This is a genomic window from Clostridium sp. AM34-11AC (genome assembly GCF_003435375.1).
Lineage (GTDB): Bacteria > Bacillota > Clostridia > Lachnospirales > Lachnospiraceae > Pilosibacter > Pilosibacter fragilis.
In genome coordinates this window covers 62,437-83,751 of sequence record NZ_QWGL01000003.1, presented here as the reverse complement: position 1 = coordinate 83,751, position 21,315 = coordinate 62,437, and the positions used below count along the sequence as shown (strand labels likewise).

19 protein-coding genes and 1 pseudogene are annotated in these 21,315 nt (G+C 48.9%); 14 read left to right on the top strand and 6 right to left on the bottom strand.

Translation table 11 applies throughout. The features are described 5' to 3' along the window. The first annotated feature begins 25 nt into the window (after positions 1 to 25). Complete coding sequence (locus tag DW826_RS04220; RefSeq protein WP_117552149.1) at positions 26 to 1,171, top strand: aldo/keto reductase; 1,146 nt, start codon at positions 26 to 28, stop codon at positions 1,169 to 1,171. Positions 1,172 to 1,303: 132 nt separating this feature from the next. Here DW826_RS04220 and DW826_RS04210 read toward each other — a convergent pair whose 3' ends face one another. Then, positions 1,304 to 2,668, bottom strand: a complete 1,365-nt coding sequence (locus tag DW826_RS04210) for a sodium-dependent transporter (protein WP_117552120.1) — start codon at positions 2,666 to 2,668, stop codon at positions 1,304 to 1,306. Positions 2,669 to 3,094: 426 nt separating this feature from the next. Between DW826_RS04210 and DW826_RS04205 the strand changes: the two genes are divergently transcribed. Further along, entirely contained in the window at positions 3,095 to 3,829 is a 735-nt protein-coding gene (locus DW826_RS04205; protein ID WP_117552119.1) for an ATP-binding cassette domain-containing protein, read from the top strand. Beyond that, positions 3,829 to 4,755 carry a SufD family Fe-S cluster assembly protein gene (locus DW826_RS04200; RefSeq protein ID WP_117552118.1) on the top strand — a complete coding sequence of 309 codons (927 nt, stop codon included), beginning with the start codon at positions 3,829 to 3,831 and terminating at the stop codon, positions 4,753 to 4,755. Before DW826_RS04205 ends, DW826_RS04200 begins: the two co-directional genes overlap by 1 nt. Positions 4,756 to 4,921: 166 nt before the next feature. Here the strand turns inward: DW826_RS04200 and DW826_RS04195 are convergent, their stop codons facing one another. Beyond that, on the bottom strand, positions 4,922 to 8,755 hold the full coding sequence (locus DW826_RS04195; protein WP_117552117.1) for a hypothetical protein: 3,834 nt from the start codon (positions 8,753 to 8,755) through the stop codon (positions 4,922 to 4,924). Between the two features lie 254 nt (positions 8,756 to 9,009). Between DW826_RS04195 and DW826_RS04190 the strand changes: the two genes are divergently transcribed. The 3 genes from DW826_RS04190 to DW826_RS04185 are packed head-to-tail and all read left to right on the top strand — an operon-like array spanning position 9,010 to position 10,793. Then, positions 9,010 to 9,453 carry a MarR family winged helix-turn-helix transcriptional regulator gene (locus DW826_RS04190; RefSeq protein ID WP_117484379.1) on the top strand — a complete coding sequence of 148 codons (444 nt, stop codon included), beginning with the start codon at positions 9,010 to 9,012 and terminating at the stop codon, positions 9,451 to 9,453. Then, positions 9,453 to 9,644, top strand: a complete 192-nt coding sequence (locus tag DW826_RS18560) for a hypothetical protein (RefSeq protein ID WP_242994038.1) — start codon at positions 9,453 to 9,455, stop codon at positions 9,642 to 9,644. The genes DW826_RS04190 and DW826_RS18560 overlap by 1 nt, the downstream gene beginning before the upstream one ends. A gap of 3 nt (positions 9,645 to 9,647) precedes the next feature. Next, positions 9,648 to 10,793 carry an MATE family efflux transporter gene (locus DW826_RS04185; protein WP_347472275.1) on the top strand — a complete coding sequence of 382 codons (1,146 nt, stop codon included), beginning with the start codon at positions 9,648 to 9,650 and terminating at the stop codon, positions 10,791 to 10,793. A 141-nt stretch (positions 10,794 to 10,934) separates the two neighbouring features. Here the strand turns inward: DW826_RS04185 and DW826_RS04180 are convergent, their stop codons facing one another. After that, positions 10,935 to 11,792, bottom strand: a complete 858-nt coding sequence (locus DW826_RS04180) for a YitT family protein (protein WP_117552116.1) — start codon at positions 11,790 to 11,792, stop codon at positions 10,935 to 10,937. Between the two features lie 280 nt (positions 11,793 to 12,072). Here DW826_RS04180 and DW826_RS04175 point away from each other — a divergent pair, with 280 nt between their 5' ends. Together DW826_RS04175 and DW826_RS04170 are read left to right on the top strand one after the other, a co-directional pair. Continuing rightward, on the top strand, positions 12,073 to 12,552 hold the full coding sequence (locus DW826_RS04175) for a pyridoxamine 5'-phosphate oxidase family protein (protein ID WP_117552115.1): 480 nt from the start codon (positions 12,073 to 12,075) through the stop codon (positions 12,550 to 12,552). Position 12,553: 1 nt separating this feature from the next. Further along, positions 12,554 to 12,706: pseudogene (locus tag DW826_RS04170) on the top strand (VOC family protein); the annotation flags it as partial. Between the two features lie 193 nt (positions 12,707 to 12,899). Here the strand turns inward: DW826_RS04170 and DW826_RS04165 are convergent. After that, positions 12,900 to 14,492 carry an AAA family ATPase gene (locus tag DW826_RS04165; protein ID WP_117470750.1) on the bottom strand — a complete coding sequence of 531 codons (1,593 nt, stop codon included), beginning with the start codon at positions 14,490 to 14,492 and terminating at the stop codon, positions 12,900 to 12,902. Positions 14,493 to 14,660: 168 nt separating this feature from the next. Then, entirely contained in the window at positions 14,661 to 15,272 is a 612-nt protein-coding gene (locus tag DW826_RS04160; protein WP_117552114.1) for a 50S ribosomal protein L25, read from the bottom strand. A gap of 564 nt (positions 15,273 to 15,836) precedes the next feature. On the opposite strand from DW826_RS04160, the gene murI reads away from it, so the two are divergent. From murI to DW826_RS04135, 5 genes are all read left to right on the top strand, one after another. Then, positions 15,837 to 16,613, top strand: coding sequence for a glutamate racemase (gene murI, locus DW826_RS04155; RefSeq protein WP_166462247.1), 777 nt, complete (start codon positions 15,837 to 15,839; stop codon positions 16,611 to 16,613). Between the two features lie 37 nt (positions 16,614 to 16,650). Further along, entirely contained in the window at positions 16,651 to 17,244 is a 594-nt protein-coding gene (locus tag DW826_RS04150; protein WP_117552112.1) for an NAD(P)H-dependent oxidoreductase, read from the top strand. Further along, positions 17,237 to 17,446: a hypothetical protein gene (locus DW826_RS04145; RefSeq protein WP_117552111.1), complete on the top strand. Its 210-nt coding sequence runs from the start codon at positions 17,237 to 17,239 to the stop codon at positions 17,444 to 17,446. Before DW826_RS04150 ends, DW826_RS04145 begins: the two co-directional genes overlap by 8 nt. Before the next feature lie 276 nt (positions 17,447 to 17,722). Further along, the gene (locus tag DW826_RS04140) at positions 17,723 to 18,283 is read left to right on the top strand and encodes an RNA polymerase sigma factor (protein ID WP_015553637.1); all 561 of its coding nucleotides are present in this window, start codon (positions 17,723 to 17,725) and stop codon (positions 18,281 to 18,283) included. Beyond that, positions 18,265 to 19,050, top strand: coding sequence for a hypothetical protein (locus DW826_RS04135; protein WP_117552110.1), 786 nt, complete (start codon positions 18,265 to 18,267; stop codon positions 19,048 to 19,050). The genes DW826_RS04140 and DW826_RS04135 overlap by 19 nt, the downstream gene beginning before the upstream one ends. Positions 19,051 to 19,251: 201 nt before the next feature. On the opposite strand, the gene aroE is transcribed toward DW826_RS04135, so the two are convergent. Then, complete coding sequence (aroE, locus tag DW826_RS04130) at positions 19,252 to 20,241, bottom strand: shikimate dehydrogenase (protein ID WP_117552109.1); 990 nt, start codon at positions 20,239 to 20,241, stop codon at positions 19,252 to 19,254. Between the two features lie 295 nt (positions 20,242 to 20,536). Between aroE and DW826_RS04125 the strand changes: the two genes are divergently transcribed. Next, complete coding sequence (locus DW826_RS04125; protein ID WP_117552108.1) at positions 20,537 to 21,055, top strand: shikimate kinase; 519 nt, start codon at positions 20,537 to 20,539, stop codon at positions 21,053 to 21,055. Positions 21,056 to 21,315: the final 260 nt, after the last annotated feature.

The window sequence follows — 21,315 nt, the reverse complement described above, 5'->3', positions numbered from 1 at the left end:
GCAACAGATGATCGGAGGAGAACACATGAAGACAAGACGATTGGGAAAAACAGGGCTCATGGTGAGTGAGATCGGATTTGGCGGGGAATGGCTGGAACGGCATACGGAAACTGAGGGCATTGAGCTGATCCGGTATGCGTCAGAGAAAGGGATCAATATGCTGGACTGCTGGATGGCGGATCCGAAATCGAGAAATATCATCGGCGAGGGAATTAAAGAGAACCGGGATCAGTGGTTCATTCAGGGACACATCGGATCTACCTGGAAGGACGGCCAGTATTTCCGCACGCGGGAGATGAAATATGTGCGTCCGGCCTTTGAGGACCTTTTAAAGAGACTGCAGACCGACTATATCGATCTCGGAATGATCCACTATGTGGATTCAGAGGAAGAGTGGGAGAAGATCCAGCACTCTGATTATCTGGATTATGTGATGGAGCTGAAAGAAAAAGGCGTGATCCGGCACATCGGCATGAGCTCCCACAATCCGAAGGTAGCTATGAAGGCGGTTGAGTCCGGATATATAGAGATGATCCTTTTCAGTATCAACCCGGCGTTTGATATGCTGCCGGCGAGTGAGGATATCGATACGATGTTTGCGGAGGAGTTTGACGCGGGACTTAAGGGGATCGATCCGGACCGGGCGATGCTCTATAAGGCCTGTGAGGAGAACGATGTGGGGATCACGGTCATGAAGGGATTCGCGGGCGGAAGACTTTTCGATGCGAAGAGATCTCCGTTCGGTGTCTGTCTTACCCCGGTCCAGTGTATTCACTATGCGCTGACGAGACCGGCTGTCTGCTCCATCATGTGTGGATATGACACAAAGGAGCAGGTAGATGCGGCAGTGGGATATGAGACTGCCTCAGAGACGGAGAAAGACTATGCGTCTGTGATCGCGAATGCGCCGTTCCATTCCTACCGGGGCGAATGTACATACTGCGGACATTGCAAGCCGTGTGCCGCAAATCTGGATATTGCCATGATCAACAAGTTTTATGATCTGGCAACCATGCAGCCGCAGATCCCGGCGACAGTGCAATCCCACTATGAGCTTCTGGAACATAAGGCATCGGAGTGCATCGGATGTCATTTGTGCGAAGCACGGTGCCCGTTTGGCGTTCCGATCGCGGAGCGGATGGAGAAGACTGCAAAGTTATTTGGATGCTGATATTACGGAGATCGAAAATCCAGTCAGCGGATTATCAACAAAGGAGAAATAGAATCATGTCACTTGAAAAAAGCCGTCCTGATCCTGACGGAAGGGACGGCAAAGGTCGATAACCACAAATATAAAGATACGTTACATCGAGATCCACCCAAACGCGTTCGCCACAGAACTGATCAGTATGATAGCCGCAAAGATCGGGCAGAGATACTGGATCATAAACTGGAAGATCACTTTTCTGCGGAATGGATGACCGCCGTCTGTGACCTCCTGTTCGATCTTTGCAACTCCGATGACTCTCGATACGAGAAGGCAGGTCGCGATCGCCGCGATCGGCATCATGACAGAGTTTGTCAGGAAATCGAAGAAGTCAAGGAACTGCATTCCGATCACGGTCACACCGGCCAGTGGACCATAGCCGAGACAGGAGAGTGTTCCGAGCAGGAGCATAATGACAGCCATAAATACCGTCGCCTTTTTCCGGCTCCAGTGCAGCTCATCCTCAAAAGTGGAGACGGCACTCTCGGTCAGGGCGATGGAACTTGTGACAGCCGCAAACAGGACCAGGACAAAAAACAGGATGCCGACTGCGGCTCCGAGTCCCATGCTTGCGAACACCTTCGGGATCGTGATGAACATCAGCGCAGGACCGGCCTGCAGGGTATCCGGGTCACCGCCGGAGAAGGCGAAGACGGCCGGGATGATCATGAGACCGGCCATGATCGCGATCGCGGTATCGAAGATCTCAACATTCTGGGTGGAATCTTCGATCGAAGTATCTTTTTTCATGTAGGAACCGAAGGTGATAAGGATTCCCATAGCGATGGACAGGGAGTAGAACATTTGTCCCATAGCGGATACCACCGTCATCCATGAGAAGTTCTCAAGGTTTGGTACCAGAAGATATTTCACACCACTCATAGCCCCTGGTCTCGATACGGAATAGCCCGCGATGAGCAGGGAAAGGACCACGAGGATCGGCATCATAAACTTCGATACACGCTCGATCCCGTTGCGTACACCTGCGTAAATGATAACAACTGTAAACAGGGTGAAGAGAATAAAGCAGATCTCCGTAGAACGACCGTTGGAAATAAACGCGGAGAAATATTCGTCTGTGGCAAGGGCCTGTCCATGTCCAAGAAGGTATTCAGCCAGATATTTGATGACCCAGCCGCCGATCACAGAATAGTACGGGACGATCAGGATCGGGATCACAGCATTGATCCAGCCGCCGAAGGACAGCCATTTTGACTTTCCGAAGGATTCATAGGCACCCACAGGACTCTTTTTGGTCATGCGGCCGAGAGCAGTTTCCGCCACGATCATCGTGTAGCCAAAGGTCAGTGCCAGAATGATATAGACGAGCAGAAAGATTCCTCCGCCATACTTTGCTGCGAGATAGGGGAAACGCCAGATGTTTCCAAGTCCTACGGACGCGCCCGCCGCCGATAAGACGAAACCGAGCTTTCCGGAGAACGAACTTCGTTTATGATTCATAATTAAGGTCTCCTCGTGTTTTTGTCACAAATACATTTGTGCGTGTAAGAGATAGTCTACCATAGAACATGGGAAAAGGCAATTTAATCTGCCGCAGACGCTCAAATTGGAATAGAACCGGCGAGAGGTATAATCAGGAGGCAGAATGGCGGAGCAGATGATGGAACGGGAAATATGGCCTTGTCATATCGCGGAAAAACCAGTGTTGAGGGGAAAATAGAATGTATAAAAAAAGGAACATCCGGAGAATCCTATAATTTGATGGCGAAATTGGCAGTTTTGCGTTATAATGCGATTATACCTACCGGATAAATACAGTTTATACGCGGATGGGTTCAGCATGCGCAAAAAGTGAGATGGGGATACGCTGTGTTCCGGCAGTGAAAATGAGGTTTGACTCGTTTAGAGATACAGAGAGGTGAAATCGTGTTAAAAGCAGAAAACTTAGTCCTTCATGTGGAGGATAACGGGGCGAAAAAATGTCTTCTGGATCATATTTCTTTCCAGGTGGACGATGGGGAGATGCTGGTGATCACGGGACCGAACGGCGGCGGAAAGTCCACGCTGGCGAAAGTCCTGATCGGAATTGAGAAGGCGGAGAGCGGAAAGATCTTTTTAAACGGGGAAGATATCACGGATTTTGATATCAACCACCGCGCCAACGCCGGGATTGGCTATGCGTTCCAGCAGCCGCCGAGATTTAAGGGAATGACGGTGCAGAGACTTCTTGCGCTGGCAGCAGGAAGAGAGCTGGAAGATCAGGAGTGCTGCAGGCTTCTGTCCGACGTGGGACTCTGCGCGGAGGAATATTTAAACCGTCAGATCGACGGAACGCTTTCCGGAGGCGAGATGAAGCGGATCGAGATCGCGACGGTTCTTGCGAAGGAACATACCTTATGTATTTTTGATGAGCCGGAAGCCGGGATCGATCTCTGGAGTTTTTCCATGCTGATCCGGAAATTCGAGGAGATCCACAAAGAGAAAAAACAGAGTCTGATCGTCATCTCCCATCAGGAGAAGATCATCAGCATGGCAGACCGGATCATGGTGATCGATGACGGGAAGATCAAGGCGGAAGGACGGAAGGAAGATGTCCTGCCGTGTTTAGAAGGTCTTGATAAATGTCATGCATGTGCAGGAAATGCGGGGGTGAGAGCGTAATGGTAGAGCTGGATCATGTAGTAGAAGAAGTACTGAAAGTCATCAATGACAACGGATTTTCCCAGAAGGGCGCTTTCAATCTGCGCCAGAACGGAACATCCATCTGTCACGGTGACAGTGAACATATTAAGATCAAGAAGAAGACGGACAAGCCGGGGATCGATATCTATATTGATGGCGATACAAAGGGCGAGAAAGTTTACATCCCGGTGGTCGTCAGCGTTTCCGGCATGACAGACCTTGTATACAATGATTTCTATATCGCGGACGGCGCGGACGTGACCATCGTTGCGGGCTGCGGGATCCACAACAGCGGATGCAATGAGAGCAGACATGACGGGATCCACACCTTTCATGTTGGAAAGAACGCGAACGTCTGTTATCAGGAAAAACATTATGGAGAGGGAAATGGAACCGGCGGCCGTGTGCTGAATCCGGTGACGAATATCTATGTCGGAGAAAATTCCGTATTTACGCTGGATACGGCACAGATCAAGGGCGTTGACTCCACAGTCCGCGAGACGCTTGTGGAGATGGATAAAAACTCCAGATTGTATGTGACAGAGCGCCTCATGACCGAGGGAGACCAGACGGCGGAGTCCAACATCGAGGTACGCTTAAACGGCGAGGACAGCTCAGCCCAGATCATCTCCAGATCTGTCGGAAAAGGCAATTCCGTCCAGACCTTCCACCCGAAGGCGGTCGGAAACAACAAATGCCAGGCCCATATCCAGTGTGACTCCATCATTATGGACCACGCCGAGATCGGATCCATTCCGGAGATCCGTGCGCGCGACTTAAACGCGGCGATCATTCACGAGGCGGCGATCGGAAGGATCAACGATGAGCAGCTCTTAAAGCTTAGGACACTTGGACTTACCGAGGAAGAGGCGGAGAGCGTTATTATTGAGAACTTCCTGAACTAAAATCGAAAGGTTATGCATAATAAAAGCAGGTCTGCAGGTGAAAAACACCGATGTAGACCTGCTTTTTTTCGCAATTACACGTCAGAAATGCAGATGTAAGCAGAATTGTAACTGTTCAGTAGGTCGGCGCACTTGCTGCGTTGACCGTAAGAAAACATACGCATAATTATTTTATTGTGATCGAGAGATTGCCAAAATCAGTGACAGGTGTCTCTTTTCCGCCAGTAAAGAGAAATACAGACAGCGTATAAGCCGGTTTTGCGCTGCCGGTGATCTGGACTGCTGGCTGGATCCTGATGAGGATATCTGCATCGGCAGATCTGGCATCCAGCCATCTTAACAGGTCTGCATCCAGGTCTGCGGTCGAAGCGCCGTTAAGTCCGAGTGCTAAATGAGTCACGTTTTCGCGGATCAGTGTGTCGAGAATGCGGGCACTTATCGTCACGGAGAATGCGGAATGACTCTTTTCTGATACCACAGGGATGGACACCGCGATGCCGTTTGCAGATCTGCCATTCTTTTTCACAGTTTTCCGGGCGGCTTTGATGGCGAACTGGATCATATTGTGATCGAGAGTTACATTACCGTTCTTATCCGGTACAGCGGATGGAATGCTGATCGTGGACGGAGATTTGGACTGTGCCTGTCCGGAGTAGTCTGAGGACAGGAACGTATCTTCATAGGAAGAATCGCTGTCACTGTCGGAAGAACTGTTTCCGCCGGAATTACTGCCATTGGAGGAAGAATTTCCACCGCCGGAAGTATTGCCGCCGGAGTTCCCGCCTGGCTTATTGTCTTCGCCGCTGTCGGGCAGCTTATTGTTGACAGCGCTGACCTGGAGCGTGAGGAGAAAGTCATGGTAATTCTGGGAGATGACTTTAACTGTCACGGTGCCGATCTGCTGCTCCAGCGCAGAATCCACCGGACGGACCGGAAGTGTCAGTACTCCATCACAGATGGACGCGCCGCTGTCGTAATAGTCTCCGAGAGCCACGTCCTCAAGATGGTATTCGACCGTGCCGTATTTCTTCGGCGTGTCGAGCTCCGGCAGAAGGGAACTGAGGTCAAAGCGGTACGCGGCTTCCGTATGATTGAGGACAGTCATGGTTCCTGGTTTTGCATTGGATGCGGTGGCTTTTTTGATGTACGGTGCCTGACCGCAGAAAAAACGTTTTTCCGTTTCCCCGCCTGCAAACGAGTAGTTCGGGTTTGTCAGGGTGCAGAGGAAGCTTACCCCTTTTTCATCGGAAAAATCTGGATTTGGTGTTTCTGGTGCTGGAGAATTAAAGTACCAGGAATCGCCGATCAGACATGTGATCTCGTCTGCATCCGGGAGATCTCCGCCGCCAGCCGCAATGAATATAGGCTTTATGTCGGGTACATTCGCTGTACCGTCATAGACTTTTGAGATGAAATCTTCATCGACGGTCAGCTCCAGTTCCCGGGGAGTGACGGTCACGGTGTACGGGTCACTGTAGCAGATATATCCGCCGCAGGTGATCTCCGCGGCATAGGTGTATGTGCCGACGGGTATCGTCGGAGAGAGGTGGAGAGCCATGTCTGAGGCGTCTTCGATCTCCGTCATGCTGCCGTCGGAATTTACCTGGTACCACTGGCAGGAGGCAGACGGAGTTACATCTGATCTGAAGTGGATATCAGGCATCAGGCTGAATTCCCTGCCGGTCCGTGCTTTGTACTGGACGTTCACAGACTCTTTGTACTCTGTACCGGAAATCCGGGCATATACGGCTGCATCCTGGACAGGCGCATCCACAGCGGTCACATCTTCAATATATTTACTTTTTCTGTTCATATATTCGGGAGAACTGGTTACATCGTTCTTGGAGAGCCAGCTGCCGTCAGACTTCTGAAATCCTGATCCATTCGTCAGCAGAGCGGAGAAATCCGCGTAAGTGACTTTCGGACGAACCAGAGCTGATTGAAGGTCCGTCTCATAGATCTCAATTCTGCCGTAACTTCCGCCGGAGATCTTTACGTCACAGATCCCTTCCAGATAGAGCGACCGGTAGCTGCCGCCGGTCAGGACTGCCCTGCTGTCGTCCTTCATAACAAGGACAGGGTTGCTGCAGCCGGAAATATGGATCTCACTGTCTGTGTCTGCGTAGATATAACTGTATGTACCGCTGTATAGTTCAGCATGTCCGCCAGGCTCAATGGTGATGGATGATCCGGAGGACAGGTCTAATTGATTTTCTTCTGAAATGCTGTAATTTTTTGGAACGATCAGTGTACCGCCGGACTGGACGACGATAGGAATATTCTGGATGAGCGCATATGGAGTTCCACGGTTGAGGAGCGTGACTCTGCCACTGAGGACCAATTCTGAGTCTGAAGTATCGTGATACAGTGACATATTGGTGAAATCAATCGTCACATTGTCCGGGACAATAAGCCGGGTATTGAGAGACGGAGTGAGGAAATGGAATGTACCGCCGGACGCATGATCGAGGGCGTCCTGAAGATCCGCATAGTACAGAGTCTTTCCGTCTTTTGTCACGCTGCCTGTGTAGGTCACTTCGCCGCAGGGGCATTTGTAGGTGATCGTGGATCCGTTAGTGGTCGTCACGGCTGCCGAAGTGTGGTCGCAGGGAACCACGGACACATTGGTGAGTTTTGTGTCGCTGTCAGACGGAACGATGATCTGACCATTCTGTACGTAGCAGTATCCTGGCGCAAGAAGGCCGTTGAGGGTATTGCCATTTGAAACGGTAATCGTGCCGAAGGTGCCGCCGGAGAGGGAGGCAGTTCCTTCTTTGACCTCGAGAGCATCGATGAGAAGGTTTGCGCCAGCCGGGATGATCAGTCTGGGGGAAGATCCCCAAAGGTTGATCGTGCCGATAAAGTGTCCCTGGGAGGTACCGGTATTCAGAAATGTTACCCCTGTACCGGAAAGAGAGACCGTGGTGTTACCGTAACTTCCGGTCCATGTCATTGTGTGACCATTAAAATCAACGGTCATATGATCGCGGATGAAATTGGAGGATGAATCCTGATCGCTTAACAGAAGGATCCTGCTGCTGAAAGGATTCGCGGCAGTCGTTGCATCGTTAAAGGAGGTGACATATTCCGTCTCTCCGGGATTGTACACAATGTCGTTGATCTTCATATGACAGATCTCACATTCCCTGTCATCTGAACTGCGGGTATCATGTGTGCAGGCATTGCCGCAGACTGGACAGATATATCTGGTAAAGAAGGTGTCAGGATCCCTGACAAATCCGTTTTCATGCTCACACGTCATGACTGTGACGTTTTCCAGTTTGGTGCTGCGTTCCAGGGCATTTCCCTGCACGCGGCGGCCATCGGAACCAACAAAGTAACATCCTGGGGCCAGGGAATTGCCGAAATTCGCCGGATTTTCGGATTCCGTGCGGAGTTTACTGATCGTTCCGCCGCCGAGGAAGGTCGGTGTATAGCTCTTGTAGAGGTTAAGAAAATCATATTTAATAACAAAATCACCGTTGATAGTTACATTTTCCATGGTTATCTGGCCGTCCCATAACTGAACGGCAGTACCATTTTCCGCTGTATTTTCGATGGTTCCGTTTTTAAATGCGACATGATATGCTGTCGCAGGATCGAAATACACAACGGCCTCATCATCAAAATTTCCGGACAGGGTATAACCGTTGAGATCGAAGGTTATATTATCCCAGTCACATACGTTGGCGTCAAGCTTCAGCTGGCGTGTAATCGTGGTGTCTCTGAGCAGGGTGAATGTCACTCCCGGAACGATCCAGTCGAGTGCCTCAAAGATATCGGTGAATTCTTTTGTTCCAGAAATGTAGTCCACAGAAACAACGGGCTCCTGGTTTTCCACAGCATTGGAAGAGGTTGCCGTCTGCGCCGGAAGTGCGCTCCGTGTGCCTGTTTCTGGCAGTAAGCTGCTGTTTGACGCATAGACGGGGCTGCCGGACAGTGTAAAGCTCAATGCCGCGGACAGCAGGAGCGCCAGTGGTTTCTTATATGTACTTCTCATAGAGATTCCCCCTTTATTTTCGTAAGAAAAGCTGAAAAATGGTATAAAAAACTGATCCTGCAACGGAATCGGTTATCTTTAGGATATCATTTTTTCGGGTGTTGTCAATAAACGCTGCACAAGATGTCGAAAATCGGCATGAATTGCAGGTGGAACTTTGATGGTGGAAGCGGAGCTGCGGGGATTGACAAATCATGGTGACGGGAGTATACTCCTTTTCAGTCTCAAATGGGATTGAAAAGGAGAAAACGATTATGGACCATGAAATACAGAAGCTTCACGACCAGGTAAACCAGGCGATCATCCGGTGCCGAAGAGTCTACTCGGTGTGGGCGAAGAAAAATAAGGTCAGCTATAACCGGATGCTGGTGCTCTATACGATCCGGGAATATGGATCCTGCACACAGAAACAGGTCTGCGATTCTTATATGCTGCCGCGGCAGACGGTGAACCATGTGATCACGGAGATGCGGAAAGAGGGGATCCTTGCGGTCAGCGAGGAGATGAGCCGCGGAAAAGAGAAGGCGCTGGTGCTGACGGAGAGCGGAGAAGAGTATTCGGAACGGCTCCTGCATTCTTTAAGTCTTATGGAGGAGCGGGCGGCGGCTCAGCTCGGAGCAGAGCGGATCCGGATGATGACGGAGCTGTTCATGGAGTATGACCGGGTGTTGGAAGACGCGCTGGAGGAGGAAGAGTGATGAAGGAGAAGATGGAGACTGGAACGGATCTCTTCCGCACGGAAAAGATTCCGAAGATTCTTTTGAAGATCGCGCCGCCGGTCATGCTGGCGCAGCTCATTCAGGCCATGTACAACATCGTGGACAGCTTTTTCGTCGGTCAGTATTCCGCAAATTCGCTGACAGCGCTGTCGGTGATCTATCCGCTGTAGCTTATCATTATTGCCCTGGCGGTGGGAACCGGTGTCGGTGTCAACACGTACATGGCGAGACAGTATGCGCAGAAATTCCAGCAGAAAGCCGAGGAGGCAGCGGGAACCGGCATGGTTCTGGAATTCATGACCTGGCTTATATTTGCGGTTCTCGCGGCCGTGTTTATGCGTCCCTATGTCATGACAAGCGCGAAGTCTCCGGAGGCGATCGAGGACGCGGTGATCTACGGGCGGATCGTCTGCATCGGCAGTATTGGCGCGTTTTTAGAGGGAAACTGGACGAAAGTACACCAGTCCAAGGGAAATATGCGGCGCCCGATGATCGCCCAGACCGTTGGCGCGCTGACTAATATCGTCCTGGATCCGATCATGATCTTCGGACTTGGTCCTGTGCCGCAGATGGGCGTGGCGGGAGCTGCCTACGCTACAGTCTGCGGTCAGGTGGCCGCGGCTGTGATCACGGCCTTCGGGGGAGTGCGCAGGCCGCCGGAGTTTCGGAAAATGAAGGTTTACATAAAACAGATCTACTGGCTTGGATACGCATCGATTTTACAGCAGGCCATGTACACGGTGTATATTGTGATCTTAAACGCGATCCTCGCGGGATTTTCGGATTCCGCGGTGACGGTTTTAGGACTTTATTATAAGATGCAGACCTTCTTCTTTATCCCGCTGATGGGACTGCAGACGTGTATTGTGCCGGTGCTGAGTTTCAACTACGCGACGAAGAGTTATGGGAGATGCCGGGAGACCATGAAGGACAGTTATCTGTTTTCCTGTGGGTTTATGCTGATCGGGGGGGTTTGTTTCGTGTTCTTTCCGGTGGAACTGCTCCGGATCTTTTCGGACAGCAGTGAGGTCATTGCAATCGGAAAAACGGCGTTTCCGATCATTGGATCGAGTTTTATTCCGGCGGTATTTTCACTGATGACACCGGTGTTCTTTCAGGCGATCGGAAATGGAAGAGTCAGTCTGTTCCTGTCTGTGATGCGCCAGATATTCTGTCTGATCCCGATTTTCTGGGCGCTGTCTCTTCTGGGACTTCAGTTTACCTGGTTTGCGTTTCCGATCTCAGAGGTGCTTGTTGGAGTGACCGGGATGGGAGTGTATTGGAGGACGATCAATGGATGGAAGAATAGTAGGAAATAAAAAAAAGGCTGATGCGTTGGTTTGAAACTGCATCAGCCTTTTTGCTGCATAAATTCGGAAGAAACTGCTGGCGGCAGGATCTGTAGGAATTGTGTGTGTTCTGCAGAGAATGCCGGTAACAGGTTCTGGAGGCGCATGGTCTTAGAAGTACGTCCGTCTCTTCGGCGTATTCCAGCTTCCCACCACGCGCTTCACGTTGGAGATCGTTACGAAGGCGTTGGGGTCCTTTGCCTGGACGTAGTCCATAAACTGACCATATTCCTTTTTGGTGAGAATAGCCAGAATCTCCTCCTTCTGCGCATCACTGTAGCCGCCGGTGGCGGTGTAGACGGTGATACCTCGCTGGAGCGTCTCGATGACGTAACGTTTAAAATCATCATTGTGCTCGGAGATGACACAGACGCGGATCTTTCCGGTGAACTCGTCGATAAAGTAGTCCAGGACGAGGCCGCTGAAGTAGGTGGACAGGGCGCCGATGATCACGGTCTGGAGGTCGTAGGCGAAATAGGAGCTTGCGACGGTCACCATTCCGGCGATAATGATGGACTTTCCGAGATCCATGTGGAGGTACTTGTTCATGATCTTCGCGATAATGTCGAGACCGCCGGACGCGGCGTTGGCGTTAAAGAGGACTGCCTGTCCGTAGCAGATCACGACGATCATTCCCACCACGTCCAGGGCGATATTTCCTGTGGGAGAACCCGGATTTGGGAACAGGATCTCGAACACAAAGAGAAGCGCCGGCAGCAGGACGGAGATAAAGATGATCTTTGTCCCGAAGGTCTTATCCACGAAGAGGAATGCCAGGATGATGCAGATGATGTTTAAGAGCAGCGTCATGGCGGACAGGGACAGCGGGACAAAGTTTACGAGAACCACGGCGAGTCCTGAGATACTTCCGCTGATGATATGGTTCGGGTTCATGAAGAAATAGACTCCCACGGCGATGATGAAGGTGCCGAAGAAGATCGTGGAGAAATATTTTAGTTTTTCAAACATGGTGAGATTCCCTTTTTCGTATTAGTATTTGCGTGTCAATCATATGTGAAAAATGTACAGTTGTCAAACGTGCACGTTACAGTGTGAGCGCTTGTATGCGGCAAAGTGAAAAACAGATATTGATAAAATATGAAGGATGACCGGGGATGGAAAACGCGTTGGAGAAGGAAGAGGATGACGAATCCAATCGTGTGAGATATAATGGATCTGGAAGAATTTGCCGGTGTTTGGAGAAGGAAAAGATGAGGTTGGTAATATTATGAATCAGGAGTGTAGAATTATGTTTAGAGAGATTCGAAAAAAGAGAAATAAGATCGAGGATAGCGCGGTGGAGGAACTTCTGCAAAACAGCAGGAGAGGTGTTCTTGCGGTGAATGGGGATGATGGATATCCGTATGCGATCCCGCTCAATTATTTTTATGACAGGGAGAACCGGAAAATCTATTTTCATGGTGCGCGCGCGGGGCATAAGGTCGATGCTCTGCGGGTGTGTGATAAGGTATGTTTTACGGTTTATGGAAATGAGACGATCAGGGAGGAAGCCTGGGCACCGTTTATGCAGAGTACGGTTGTGTTCGGGAAATGTCATTTGATGGAAAATGGCAGTGAGAAAGCAATGGAAATGTTAAAACGGTTTGCGATGAAATATTATCCGAATGAACAGCTGGCTGATGAGGAGATCGCGCAGGCGGGAAGGGCTGTGCAGATGTTTGAAATCGAGATCGAGCATATGAGCGGCAAGGAGGTACAGGAAAAGTAGAATGAGATTGAGAAATATTCTGGTTATCGTAAAAGATATTGAGAGATCGATAAGGTTTTATCATGATCTGTTTGGACTTGATATAGTACTTGGTAATGACGGAAATATAATCCTGACGGAAGGGCTTGTGCTGCAGGATGAGAAGATATGGAAGGTTCCAGTTATACAAAAAAGCCGGATAAAATACCGAACGATCCTTCGGCATCTTATCCAGCTTTGTAAATGCGTTTACAAGCCCTCCGATGAGCTGTAAGACAGTATAGCAGGGAAATACAGAATTGTCAACTCAGCGACTTTTCTGATCTTTTAAGCTGAAAGATATTGCTGATGTTCACGTGATACTATATTTATTTCTGCATAGTCTCGATCATGCATTCGTGTTTCTTCGTTGTTTTGTTATAATTAATTCCAACAAGTAATATACTACCATGATAATCTTTCAATGCATTTCCATACTGTTTTTCTCTGATCTGGTCTAAAGCTCCAGATGCGCTTTTATCCCATTTAAGTTCGATCACTACCGCAGGCTTATCTAAATGCAGTTTTCTCGGAATCAGACATATATCAGCAAAACCCTTACCTGTAGGCAGTTCACGGATTATCGTATAATATTCACGTGCAAAGTAAAATGCAAGATTTATGGTACAGCTCAGAGAATTTTCATCGTTGTACTGAAGAATCGAAATTTCATCGTGAGCCTTGTCAACTCCTGCCGCAACTGCGTCGGCGTCCATGGCCCACAATGATTCTAAAAGTTTACGGGATGATTCTACGGAGTCGATCACGCCATGCCAGTTCATGGTGCTGATTGCATTCACATATTCCTGTGAGACTTCTTTATTAGGAATGGCAACGGTACCATCTACGCTGTTGTATGTCAGGTAGCCGAGATGGATCAGTAATGTCAAGACATCATCTTTAGTGGCAAATGTGGTCATATCATTGCTGAAAGTACCTATATTGATTTGTACTGCTTCACCTGCAAGCATTCTGACCACAGAGTCCTGCAGTCCGTCCATATCCATCTGAATGTAAATTTTTAAGGCTTCATATGTTTCCGTCTGATTCCAATAAGTTCCCAACTTGTGTCGCAGCATGGCTTCCACAACCGATTTAGGACTGTAAATAGAGTAATGTTCATCACCATTCTGGCGATGTGCGATCAGATGATATCCATCATACCATGTTTTCGCTTCCTCGAAATTCATATCGTATGTATCGCAGAGTCTGGATACTTCCTGTTCAGTGAAGCCGAAATACCCGGCCAGATCGCCTGGATCGGTCATGGAATATTCTGTAAACATATTTAATGCGGAATGGGAGCCATATTTTTTAATGGGTAATATGCCGGTCATGTAGGCCAATGCCACATAATCCTTATCCTTCAGCCATGCGCGCAGAAAATCTAAATATTTTTTCTGAGCCTCTTTATTCTGCTTGTACTCCCGGAACAGGCAGTCCCACTCATCGATCAGGATCACAAAAGGACATTTAGTATAACGGAATACGTCTTTCATGACCTGAATCAGATTCTTTTCATCACGAAACTGTATTTCGTGAAATGTCTCCTTAAAATCCAAAATCAGATAATTTTTAAGCATCTCCAGCATTTCTTCCATTGTTTCAGACATACTTAAAAATTCCTGCATATTGATTTTGATCACATCATATTGGTTCAGATTTTCCCTATACGATCTGTCTTTACTGATAGCAAGATTTTGAAATAATTCCGTTGTATCCTCGCTCCGGTCATAATATGCGGCGAGCATATTAGCGGCCATTGATTTTCCGAATCTTCTTGGACGGCTTACACAGATATATTTCTGCTCGGTACAAAGCGCTTCATTGGTTCTGGCGATCAGTTCGCTTTTGTCGACATAAATTTTAGAGCGGAGACTACCGCGGAATGAAAGATTCCCCGGATTCAGATAACTTCCCATGCAAATTCCTCCCATCAGAAAAAGCGTCTTTGATTGTTTTTATTATACTTGATTCCAGCGGGAAGTACAAGGAGTGTTCATTTCCTACGGATGTAAAAATGGCGGCATCGCTCACCATTGAAGCGATACCGCCATTTTTATATCCATTTCTATATATGGACGCGGAGATTATTTGGTCTCTTTCTCCTCAGCAGCAGCTGCAGCAGGTGCAGTTGTAACTTCAGTTTCCGGAACAACGTTGTGAACCGGGATGACGGAGAGCACAACAGCCTCCGGATCAGTCTTTAAGTCGATGTCTTTGTTCTTTGCGATGTCAAGATCCTTGACATGTACGATGTCACCAACCTTGAGACCTGCAGCATCCAGTGTTGTCTTCTCGATCAGTGCGGACGGGAATGCTCTGTAAGCAACTTCGCTTAAGTCTTCCTGAAGAACGCCGCCGATAACAGCTTCACGGTTCAGGATAACGATCTCGGCCGTGGAAGTAACCTTCTCAGTGCTTACAAGTGCCTGAAAATCAATCTCATCAATCTTTCGTGTCATTGCATTGTAGTCCACTTCCTTGATCAGGACATCATATACCTGACCCTCGATGTCGAGGTTGATCTGACCGCCTTTATGTTCGGTCTTTAAAAGACGTTCTGCGTCTACAGAGTTCATCTTTACCGGAATGGAGCCTTCGATGGCATGTCCGAAAACATTACCTGTAACAAATCCTTCACGTCTTAATCTCTTTGCCTTTACATCCATGCTTCTTTTTTCAGCTTTTAAAGTAGTCATTTATCTTTTCCTCCAAAAATCTGATTCCCGGCAAACGAACCAGTATTCGTTCTGCCGGATTCGCTTAGCAGCCCTCAGCTTTAGTGTATAAAGGGGTTTTGTTAAGTTTGTGACTAATAACTGTTCAATAGGTCTGCGCATTTACTGCGCTGACCGTAACATAATTTTGGCCAGCAGGCAAAAATCCCATTGCCGCAGGCAATTCGGAATGGATTTTTGCGTAACCGTGAAGGTACTGAACAGTTACCGCTTCTTTCTTGTTACAGCGTAAGTATAGCAGTGTTTTGAGAAACAGATTAACCAAAAATAAAAAAAATCAAGGCCTAAATTTTAAAAAGTGCACAAAAACAGAGCGGAGAAAGTCTGTGGATGTTCAAAACGGGGAAAGTGTGATAAGATATAAGAGATCATCACAAAGAATAATTCGATGAAATAACTGGTGTTGTGCAGGAAAGAGATGTGCGGTCATGGAAATGAAACATGACAGCCTGAGAACACGAGGATTCATATAATATGCTGCATGAGATCCGGCGGATCTCTGCGGCAGTCAATGAGGTGTACATTATGAATACAGACAATCGGCCGATCGGTGTTTTGGATTCCGGACTCGGTGGGATCAGTGTTTTGAGAGAATTAGTGAAACTGATGCCGGGTGAGGATTTCTTATATTACGGGGACTCCGCAAATGCCCCTTACGGCACACGTACCCCGGAGGAGGTCATTGACCTCACAAAAAAGGATGTGGATTTTTTGCTGGAACGCGGGGCGAAAGCCATAGTTGTAGCCTGCAACACGGCAACCAGTGTGGCAATTAGGGAACTGAGGGAGGAGTATGAGAAGAAGGATATTCCGGTGATTGGAATCGAACCGGCGCTGAAGCCGGCGGTGCTTGCGAAAGAGCACTCAAAGGTTGTCGTTATGGCGACTCCGATGACTCTCTCCCAGACAAAATTTAATTCCATGCTGCATGTCTACGAGGACGAGGCGAATATCATCAAGATGCCGTGCCCGGGACTTGTGGAGTATATCGAAGGCGGAATGTTAGAGGGACCTGTTCTGGACGAGTATCTGGAAAAACAGTTCGAGCCGTATGAAAAATCGGAAATCGATGCGGTGGTACTCGGCTGCACGCATTACCCGTTAGTAAAAAATGAGATCCAGAAACATCTGCCCGGCGTGGCGATCTATGACGGCGGATTCGGAACCGCGAAGCAGACGAGAAAGCGCCTGACTGAGTGTGGACTGTTATCGGGGAAAGAGTCCGGAGGTGAGGTGAAGATCTTTAACAGCAAGAATACGGAGGATGTGCTGGAGCTTTCGAGAAGACTGTTGAATTTATAGATACATGTAATACCAAAAATATCTGGAGGGGAAAGGTATGAAAAAATTATTGTACATTGACGCGTGCGTGAACCGCGATGTTTCAAGAACGGAGAGACTTGCGCAGGCTTTATTAAAGGAAATGAACAAGAACGGGGAATATGAGGTCGAGACCATGTGCCTAGAGGATGAAGATCTGAAGCTTTTTACCGGAAAAGAGAGTGCAGGACGGGAACAGCTCACGAGAGCCGGAATTTATGAGGGACCGATGTTTGACTATGCAAAGCAGTTTGCATCCGCAGACCGGATCCTTGTGGCGGCTCCGTACTGGGATTTTACTTTCCCGGCGAGAATGAAATGTTATCTGGAGCAGATCTGTGTGACAGGGCTGACCTTTACCTTTTCTTCCAAGGGAATCCCAGGTGGGCTGTGCCATGCCGACAGTCTCCATTATGTGACCACCAGCGGTGGTTCCATCGGGGATCTGAATCTCGGATATGAGTATGTCGAGAAACTCTGCAAGGTATATTACGGAATCAATAAGACTGTGTGCTATACCGCAGAGGGACTTGACATCGAGGGCAATTCCGTGGAAGAGATCATGAAGGAGGCAGAGGAGGAGGCAGTCCGAACATACCGGAACTTTGCGTGATTTCCTCAGGTTCATCTTCTTTTTTATAATAAGATATATCGCGATCGACTTAAGCGGAGGCAGGAAGAAGCTTCCGATCCGCAGCATTACCGTTGCCCCGAAGAATCATATCGACCTCGCGCGGGAGGGCATGAAGGAGTATCTTCACAGCCATGGATATGAGGTGGATGTGGAGCTTTCTAGGATCAAGTTAAGGTATTAGTACGAAAAATCATATTAAGGCATCAATCGAAACAGGACAGATCATCTGCGTGGATGCGGGTGGCTGTCCTGTTTTTTGCGGCTCTATGAAAATGGTTGACGGTAGACGCGGTGGAAGTCAGTGTAGATAGAAAAACAAAAATAAATATGTCTGGTGGAAAAATAAGTTATATATTTGGAAGAATAAAGAAGAAAAGAAATTTCCGATAAAAATGAACTTTCTCCCAATTGCCTGTCTCTATAAGACAGATGCATCAAAAAAGAGAGGAGGCAGGACATGGATGAAGAGAATATCGTGAGACGCATGATCAACGGGGACATGGATGCCTTCGGGGAGCTGATGGAGAAGTATGAGAGGCCGGCGCTCAGGGCGGCCTGGCTGATCTCCGGGAACGCGGCGGACAGCGAGGACATTGTCCAGGAGACATTCACCGCCTGCTATTTAAACAGAAAGAAGCTCCGGGATCCGGCAGCCTTTAAGACATGGTTTTACAGGATACTCACAAGGTCCGCGTGGAAGATCAGCAGAAAGTCGCGGAAAGAACAGCCGGAGGAGGAACCTGCATCCGGGCAGGCGGACACCGGAAGGTCCGTCCTGGAAAACTGCATTATGAAGGAAGAGGAGCGGATCCTCTACGAGGCGGTGGAAAAGCTGCCGCCGAAGCAGAAGACCGTGTTGATCCTGTACTATTACAATGATATGCCGATCCGCGAGATCGCAAGGGTCTGCGGAGTGTTTGAGGGAACGGTGAAATCCAGGCTGTTCCACGCGAAGGAACAGTTGAAGCAAATCCTCACACAGGAGGAAGGAGGAAAAACATGGACGATCCTATCTTAGAAAAGAGACTGAAAAATATGTTTGAGAGCCGCGCAGGCGAACTTCCGGACGAATCGGTGCGGGAGGCGCGGATCCGGAGAAATGTATATGAGAAGATAGAAAGAGAGGAAAATTATATGAAGAAAGGTTTTATGAAAAAAGCGGTAGCAGCAGTTGCAGCGATCTGTGTATTTGGAAGCATGACGGCGTTCGCGATTGGAAAGATCGCGGGAATCACATCCCGCACCGATATAAGAGATGAAGTCCACACCTATGAACAGGCGCTGGAGCTTCAGAAGGAGAATGGACCGATGGTAGATTTCCCGGAGAAATTCTCCAACGGGTACGCGTTTAAGGCTGCTGTGCCGGTAAACTATGAGACGGAAGATAAAGATGGAAATAAACTGGGAAACGGAACACAGCTTTCCGTCACATACGGAAAAGACGGCATGGAGGATGTCACGTTTTCCGCGGAAGTCGGCATGGATGGAGAACTCACCCCGGCAGAGGTGAGGACATGCGAGGATGGTACAGAACTCTGTTTCTACAAGCTGACCAACAAGTTCGTTCCGGCAGATTATGAGCTCACCGAGGAGGACAAAAAGGCCCAGGAAGACGGCAATTTTAACCTGGCTTACGGCAGCGATAAGGTCGAAGTTATGACTTCCTACACGGTAGAGTGGAACATGGACGGACAGGGCTACAGCCTCTTCAAGTTTGGTGAGGATCTCGGCGCTGAGGAGATGTTTGGAATGGCGGAAGAGATTATTGCGGGACAGAGTAAGTAGAAGATAAAACAACTGGCAGTTCATAAGATAGATGATGAAAGCCTGAAATAAAAGATTTGATTAAGGAAAACGATCTGTTTGTGGTATTGATGGTTTGCACAGACAGATCGTTTTCCTTTTTTGATGCCATGCATCCAGAGAAAACTGTCGGTGGCAGGTTCTGGAGGTCATGTGTAAATAGAAACTTTAAAAGTAGAGTATTTATTTTTCGTCAGTGATTAACTCATGTGAAACACCGTTTCCGGCGTTTAAAGCAGCAATGACACGGCGTAAGTGATCTAAGTTGCTTTTTGAATAAAAAGGATCAGAGAAAAATTCCTTCTTGATCTTCTCCACTGGCATCTCCTTTCCGGTCCAGAGGCGGAAAGCCTCGGCACCCTGGTAGAGGAGCATATAGGAGCCGTTGAAGAACGGGTTGCCCTGATTTTTAGCCATGGTGAGGAGCTTTGTCTCACGCGGGTTGTAGATGATATCGGAGACGATGAGGTCTTTCGGAAAAGTCAGATTTTCCGGGATCGGGCAGGTGTCCTCGTGGGGGGCCATGCCGACGGAGGTCCCGTTTGTGAGGATAGCGCTGTCCGCAAGCTCTTTCTTTAAGAGGTCTGCATCGGAGAAGTCGCAGATCCTGATCCTGCAGTCAGTGATCTCTGTGAGTTCATCGACGGTATGTACCAGGCGGTCGTAGAAGCGGCTGGTGGGTCTCACGAAGACGGAGATCTCTTTTAAGCCGTCGAGGGCAGCCTGTACCAGAATTGCGGTGGCAGCGCCTCCTGCGCCCAGAAGTGTCATTTTTTTGCCGATGATATCGTAACCGGCATCTTTTACGGACTGCATGTAACCGATTCCGTCGGTGTTGTGGCCGATGAGGCGTCCATCTTCGTTTACGACCGTGTTGACAGCACCGATGATCCGGGCAGCGGTGGAGAGTTCGTCGCAGAGGGAGACCATGAGATTTTTATCCGGCATGGTCAGGTTGAAGCCGCGGGCACCGAGAACCTTTAAACCGGCAACTGCGGTGGGAAGTGTCTCCTCATTGACATCAAATGCGAGGTAGCGGTAGTCGAGCCCAAGAGCCTCAAAGGATGCGTTGTGCATCATCGGGGAGACGCTGTGGGCGCAGGGGCTGCCGAGCAGACAGATAAGACCGGTGTGTCCGGTGATCGGTGAAGCTGCAGGTGTGGTGTTTTCCATTTTATGTGTACCTCCGGGGAGTGATTTTTCTTGCCTTATTATAACAGTGCAGGAAAGAAAATGCAAAAGAAAATTTATGATTTTAAAGTGTGAAAATGTAAAAAGCAGAAAAATTTAAAAAAGAGGGCTAAAAGCGGAATAGATCAGGAATGTGAAGGTTCTTTGATTGCAGAGTATGTTAAAATCTGGTATACTTGCACTAAATGACGCATGAAAGTGGAAAAGTGTTTTGGGTGTGGGAGAAAACAGTTAGAGATTTTGAGAGACTATTAGTACGAAAAGGAGAATTTAGATTATGGCGGGATTGAAGGAACATATTTTTCTGATCGGATTTATGGGCTGCGGGAAGAGTACGAACGCGGAGTGCCTGGCGGAGATGACCGGGGCGAGGCAGGTGGAGATGGATCAGATGATCGTGGAGAATGAGGGGATGGCGATCGCGGATATTTTTGAGGAGAAGGGGGAAGCGTATTTCAGGGAGCTGGAGACGGAGCTGATCAAAAGCTTTGCGGGAGTGGAGCCGGCGGTGATCTCCTGTGGGGGAGGTGCTGTTTTGAAGGAGGAGAATGTGCGGCTTATGAAGGAGTCTGGGAAGATCGTGCTTCTCACGGCAGAGCCGGGGACGATCTACGAGCGTGTGAAGGACAGTACGGAGAGACCGGTACTGAATGGGAATATGAATGTTGGGTATATTGAAGAGCTGATGGAGAAGCGCAGGCCGAAGTATGAGGCGGCGGCTGATGTGACTATAGCTACGGATGGGAAGACGGCAGAAGAAATCTGCGGGGAGATCCTTGAGGTTTGTGGGAAATAGATTGGCTAGAGGTACGCGCCGGTGAGTCTTCGGGCGCGAACGCAGGGGTTCGGGAGCGGTTCCTCTAAGCTTGCAGAAGAATGCTAAGGGCGGAGAACAGTCGGCACAACTCGCTGACGCTCAGACTAGTGCCGCCTGTCCTCCAACGCATTCTCCTGCGAGCCAAGAGGAAGCCAGGCTCCCTGCACAAAGCGTCCGTGCCCGAAGACTCACCGGCGCTGTGCGTTGGCGGTTTGGAAGATTGCGTATCAGCGCGGTGT

Coding starts and splice junctions, on each gene's coding strand:
- DW826_RS04220 (WP_117552149.1), top strand. CDS start 26: ATGAAGACAAGACGATTGGGAAAAACAGGGCTCATGGTGAGTGAGATC.
- DW826_RS04210 (WP_117552120.1), bottom strand. CDS start 2,668: ATGAATCATAAACGAAGTTCGTTCTCCGGAAAGCTCGGTTTCGTCTTA.
- DW826_RS04200 (WP_117552118.1), top strand. CDS start 3,829: ATGGTAGAGCTGGATCATGTAGTAGAAGAAGTACTGAAAGTCATCAAT.
- DW826_RS04195 (WP_117552117.1), bottom strand. CDS start 8,755: ATGAGAAGTACATATAAGAAACCACTGGCGCTCCTGCTGTCCGCGGCA.
- DW826_RS04190 (WP_117484379.1), top strand. CDS start 9,010: ATGGACCATGAAATACAGAAGCTTCACGACCAGGTAAACCAGGCGATC.
- DW826_RS18560 (WP_242994038.1), top strand. CDS start 9,453: ATGAAGGAGAAGATGGAGACTGGAACGGATCTCTTCCGCACGGAAAAG.
- DW826_RS04180 (WP_117552116.1), bottom strand. CDS start 11,792: ATGTTTGAAAAACTAAAATATTTCTCCACGATCTTCTTCGGCACCTTC.
- DW826_RS04175 (WP_117552115.1), top strand. CDS start 12,073: ATGTTTAGAGAGATTCGAAAAAAGAGAAATAAGATCGAGGATAGCGCG.
- DW826_RS04165 (WP_117470750.1), bottom strand. CDS start 14,492: ATGGGAAGTTATCTGAATCCGGGGAATCTTTCATTCCGCGGTAGTCTC.
- DW826_RS04160 (WP_117552114.1), bottom strand. CDS start 15,272: ATGACTACTTTAAAAGCTGAAAAAAGAAGCATGGATGTAAAGGCAAAG.
- murI (WP_166462247.1), top strand. CDS start 15,837: ATGAATACAGACAATCGGCCGATCGGTGTTTTGGATTCCGGACTCGGT.
- DW826_RS04150 (WP_117552112.1), top strand. CDS start 16,651: ATGAAAAAATTATTGTACATTGACGCGTGCGTGAACCGCGATGTTTCA.
- DW826_RS04140 (WP_015553637.1), top strand. CDS start 17,723: ATGGATGAAGAGAATATCGTGAGACGCATGATCAACGGGGACATGGAT.
- DW826_RS04135 (WP_117552110.1), top strand. CDS start 18,265: ATGGACGATCCTATCTTAGAAAAGAGACTGAAAAATATGTTTGAGAGC.
- aroE (WP_117552109.1), bottom strand. CDS start 20,241: ATGGAAAACACCACACCTGCAGCTTCACCGATCACCGGACACACCGGT.
- DW826_RS04125 (WP_117552108.1), top strand. CDS start 20,537: ATGGCGGGATTGAAGGAACATATTTTTCTGATCGGATTTATGGGCTGC.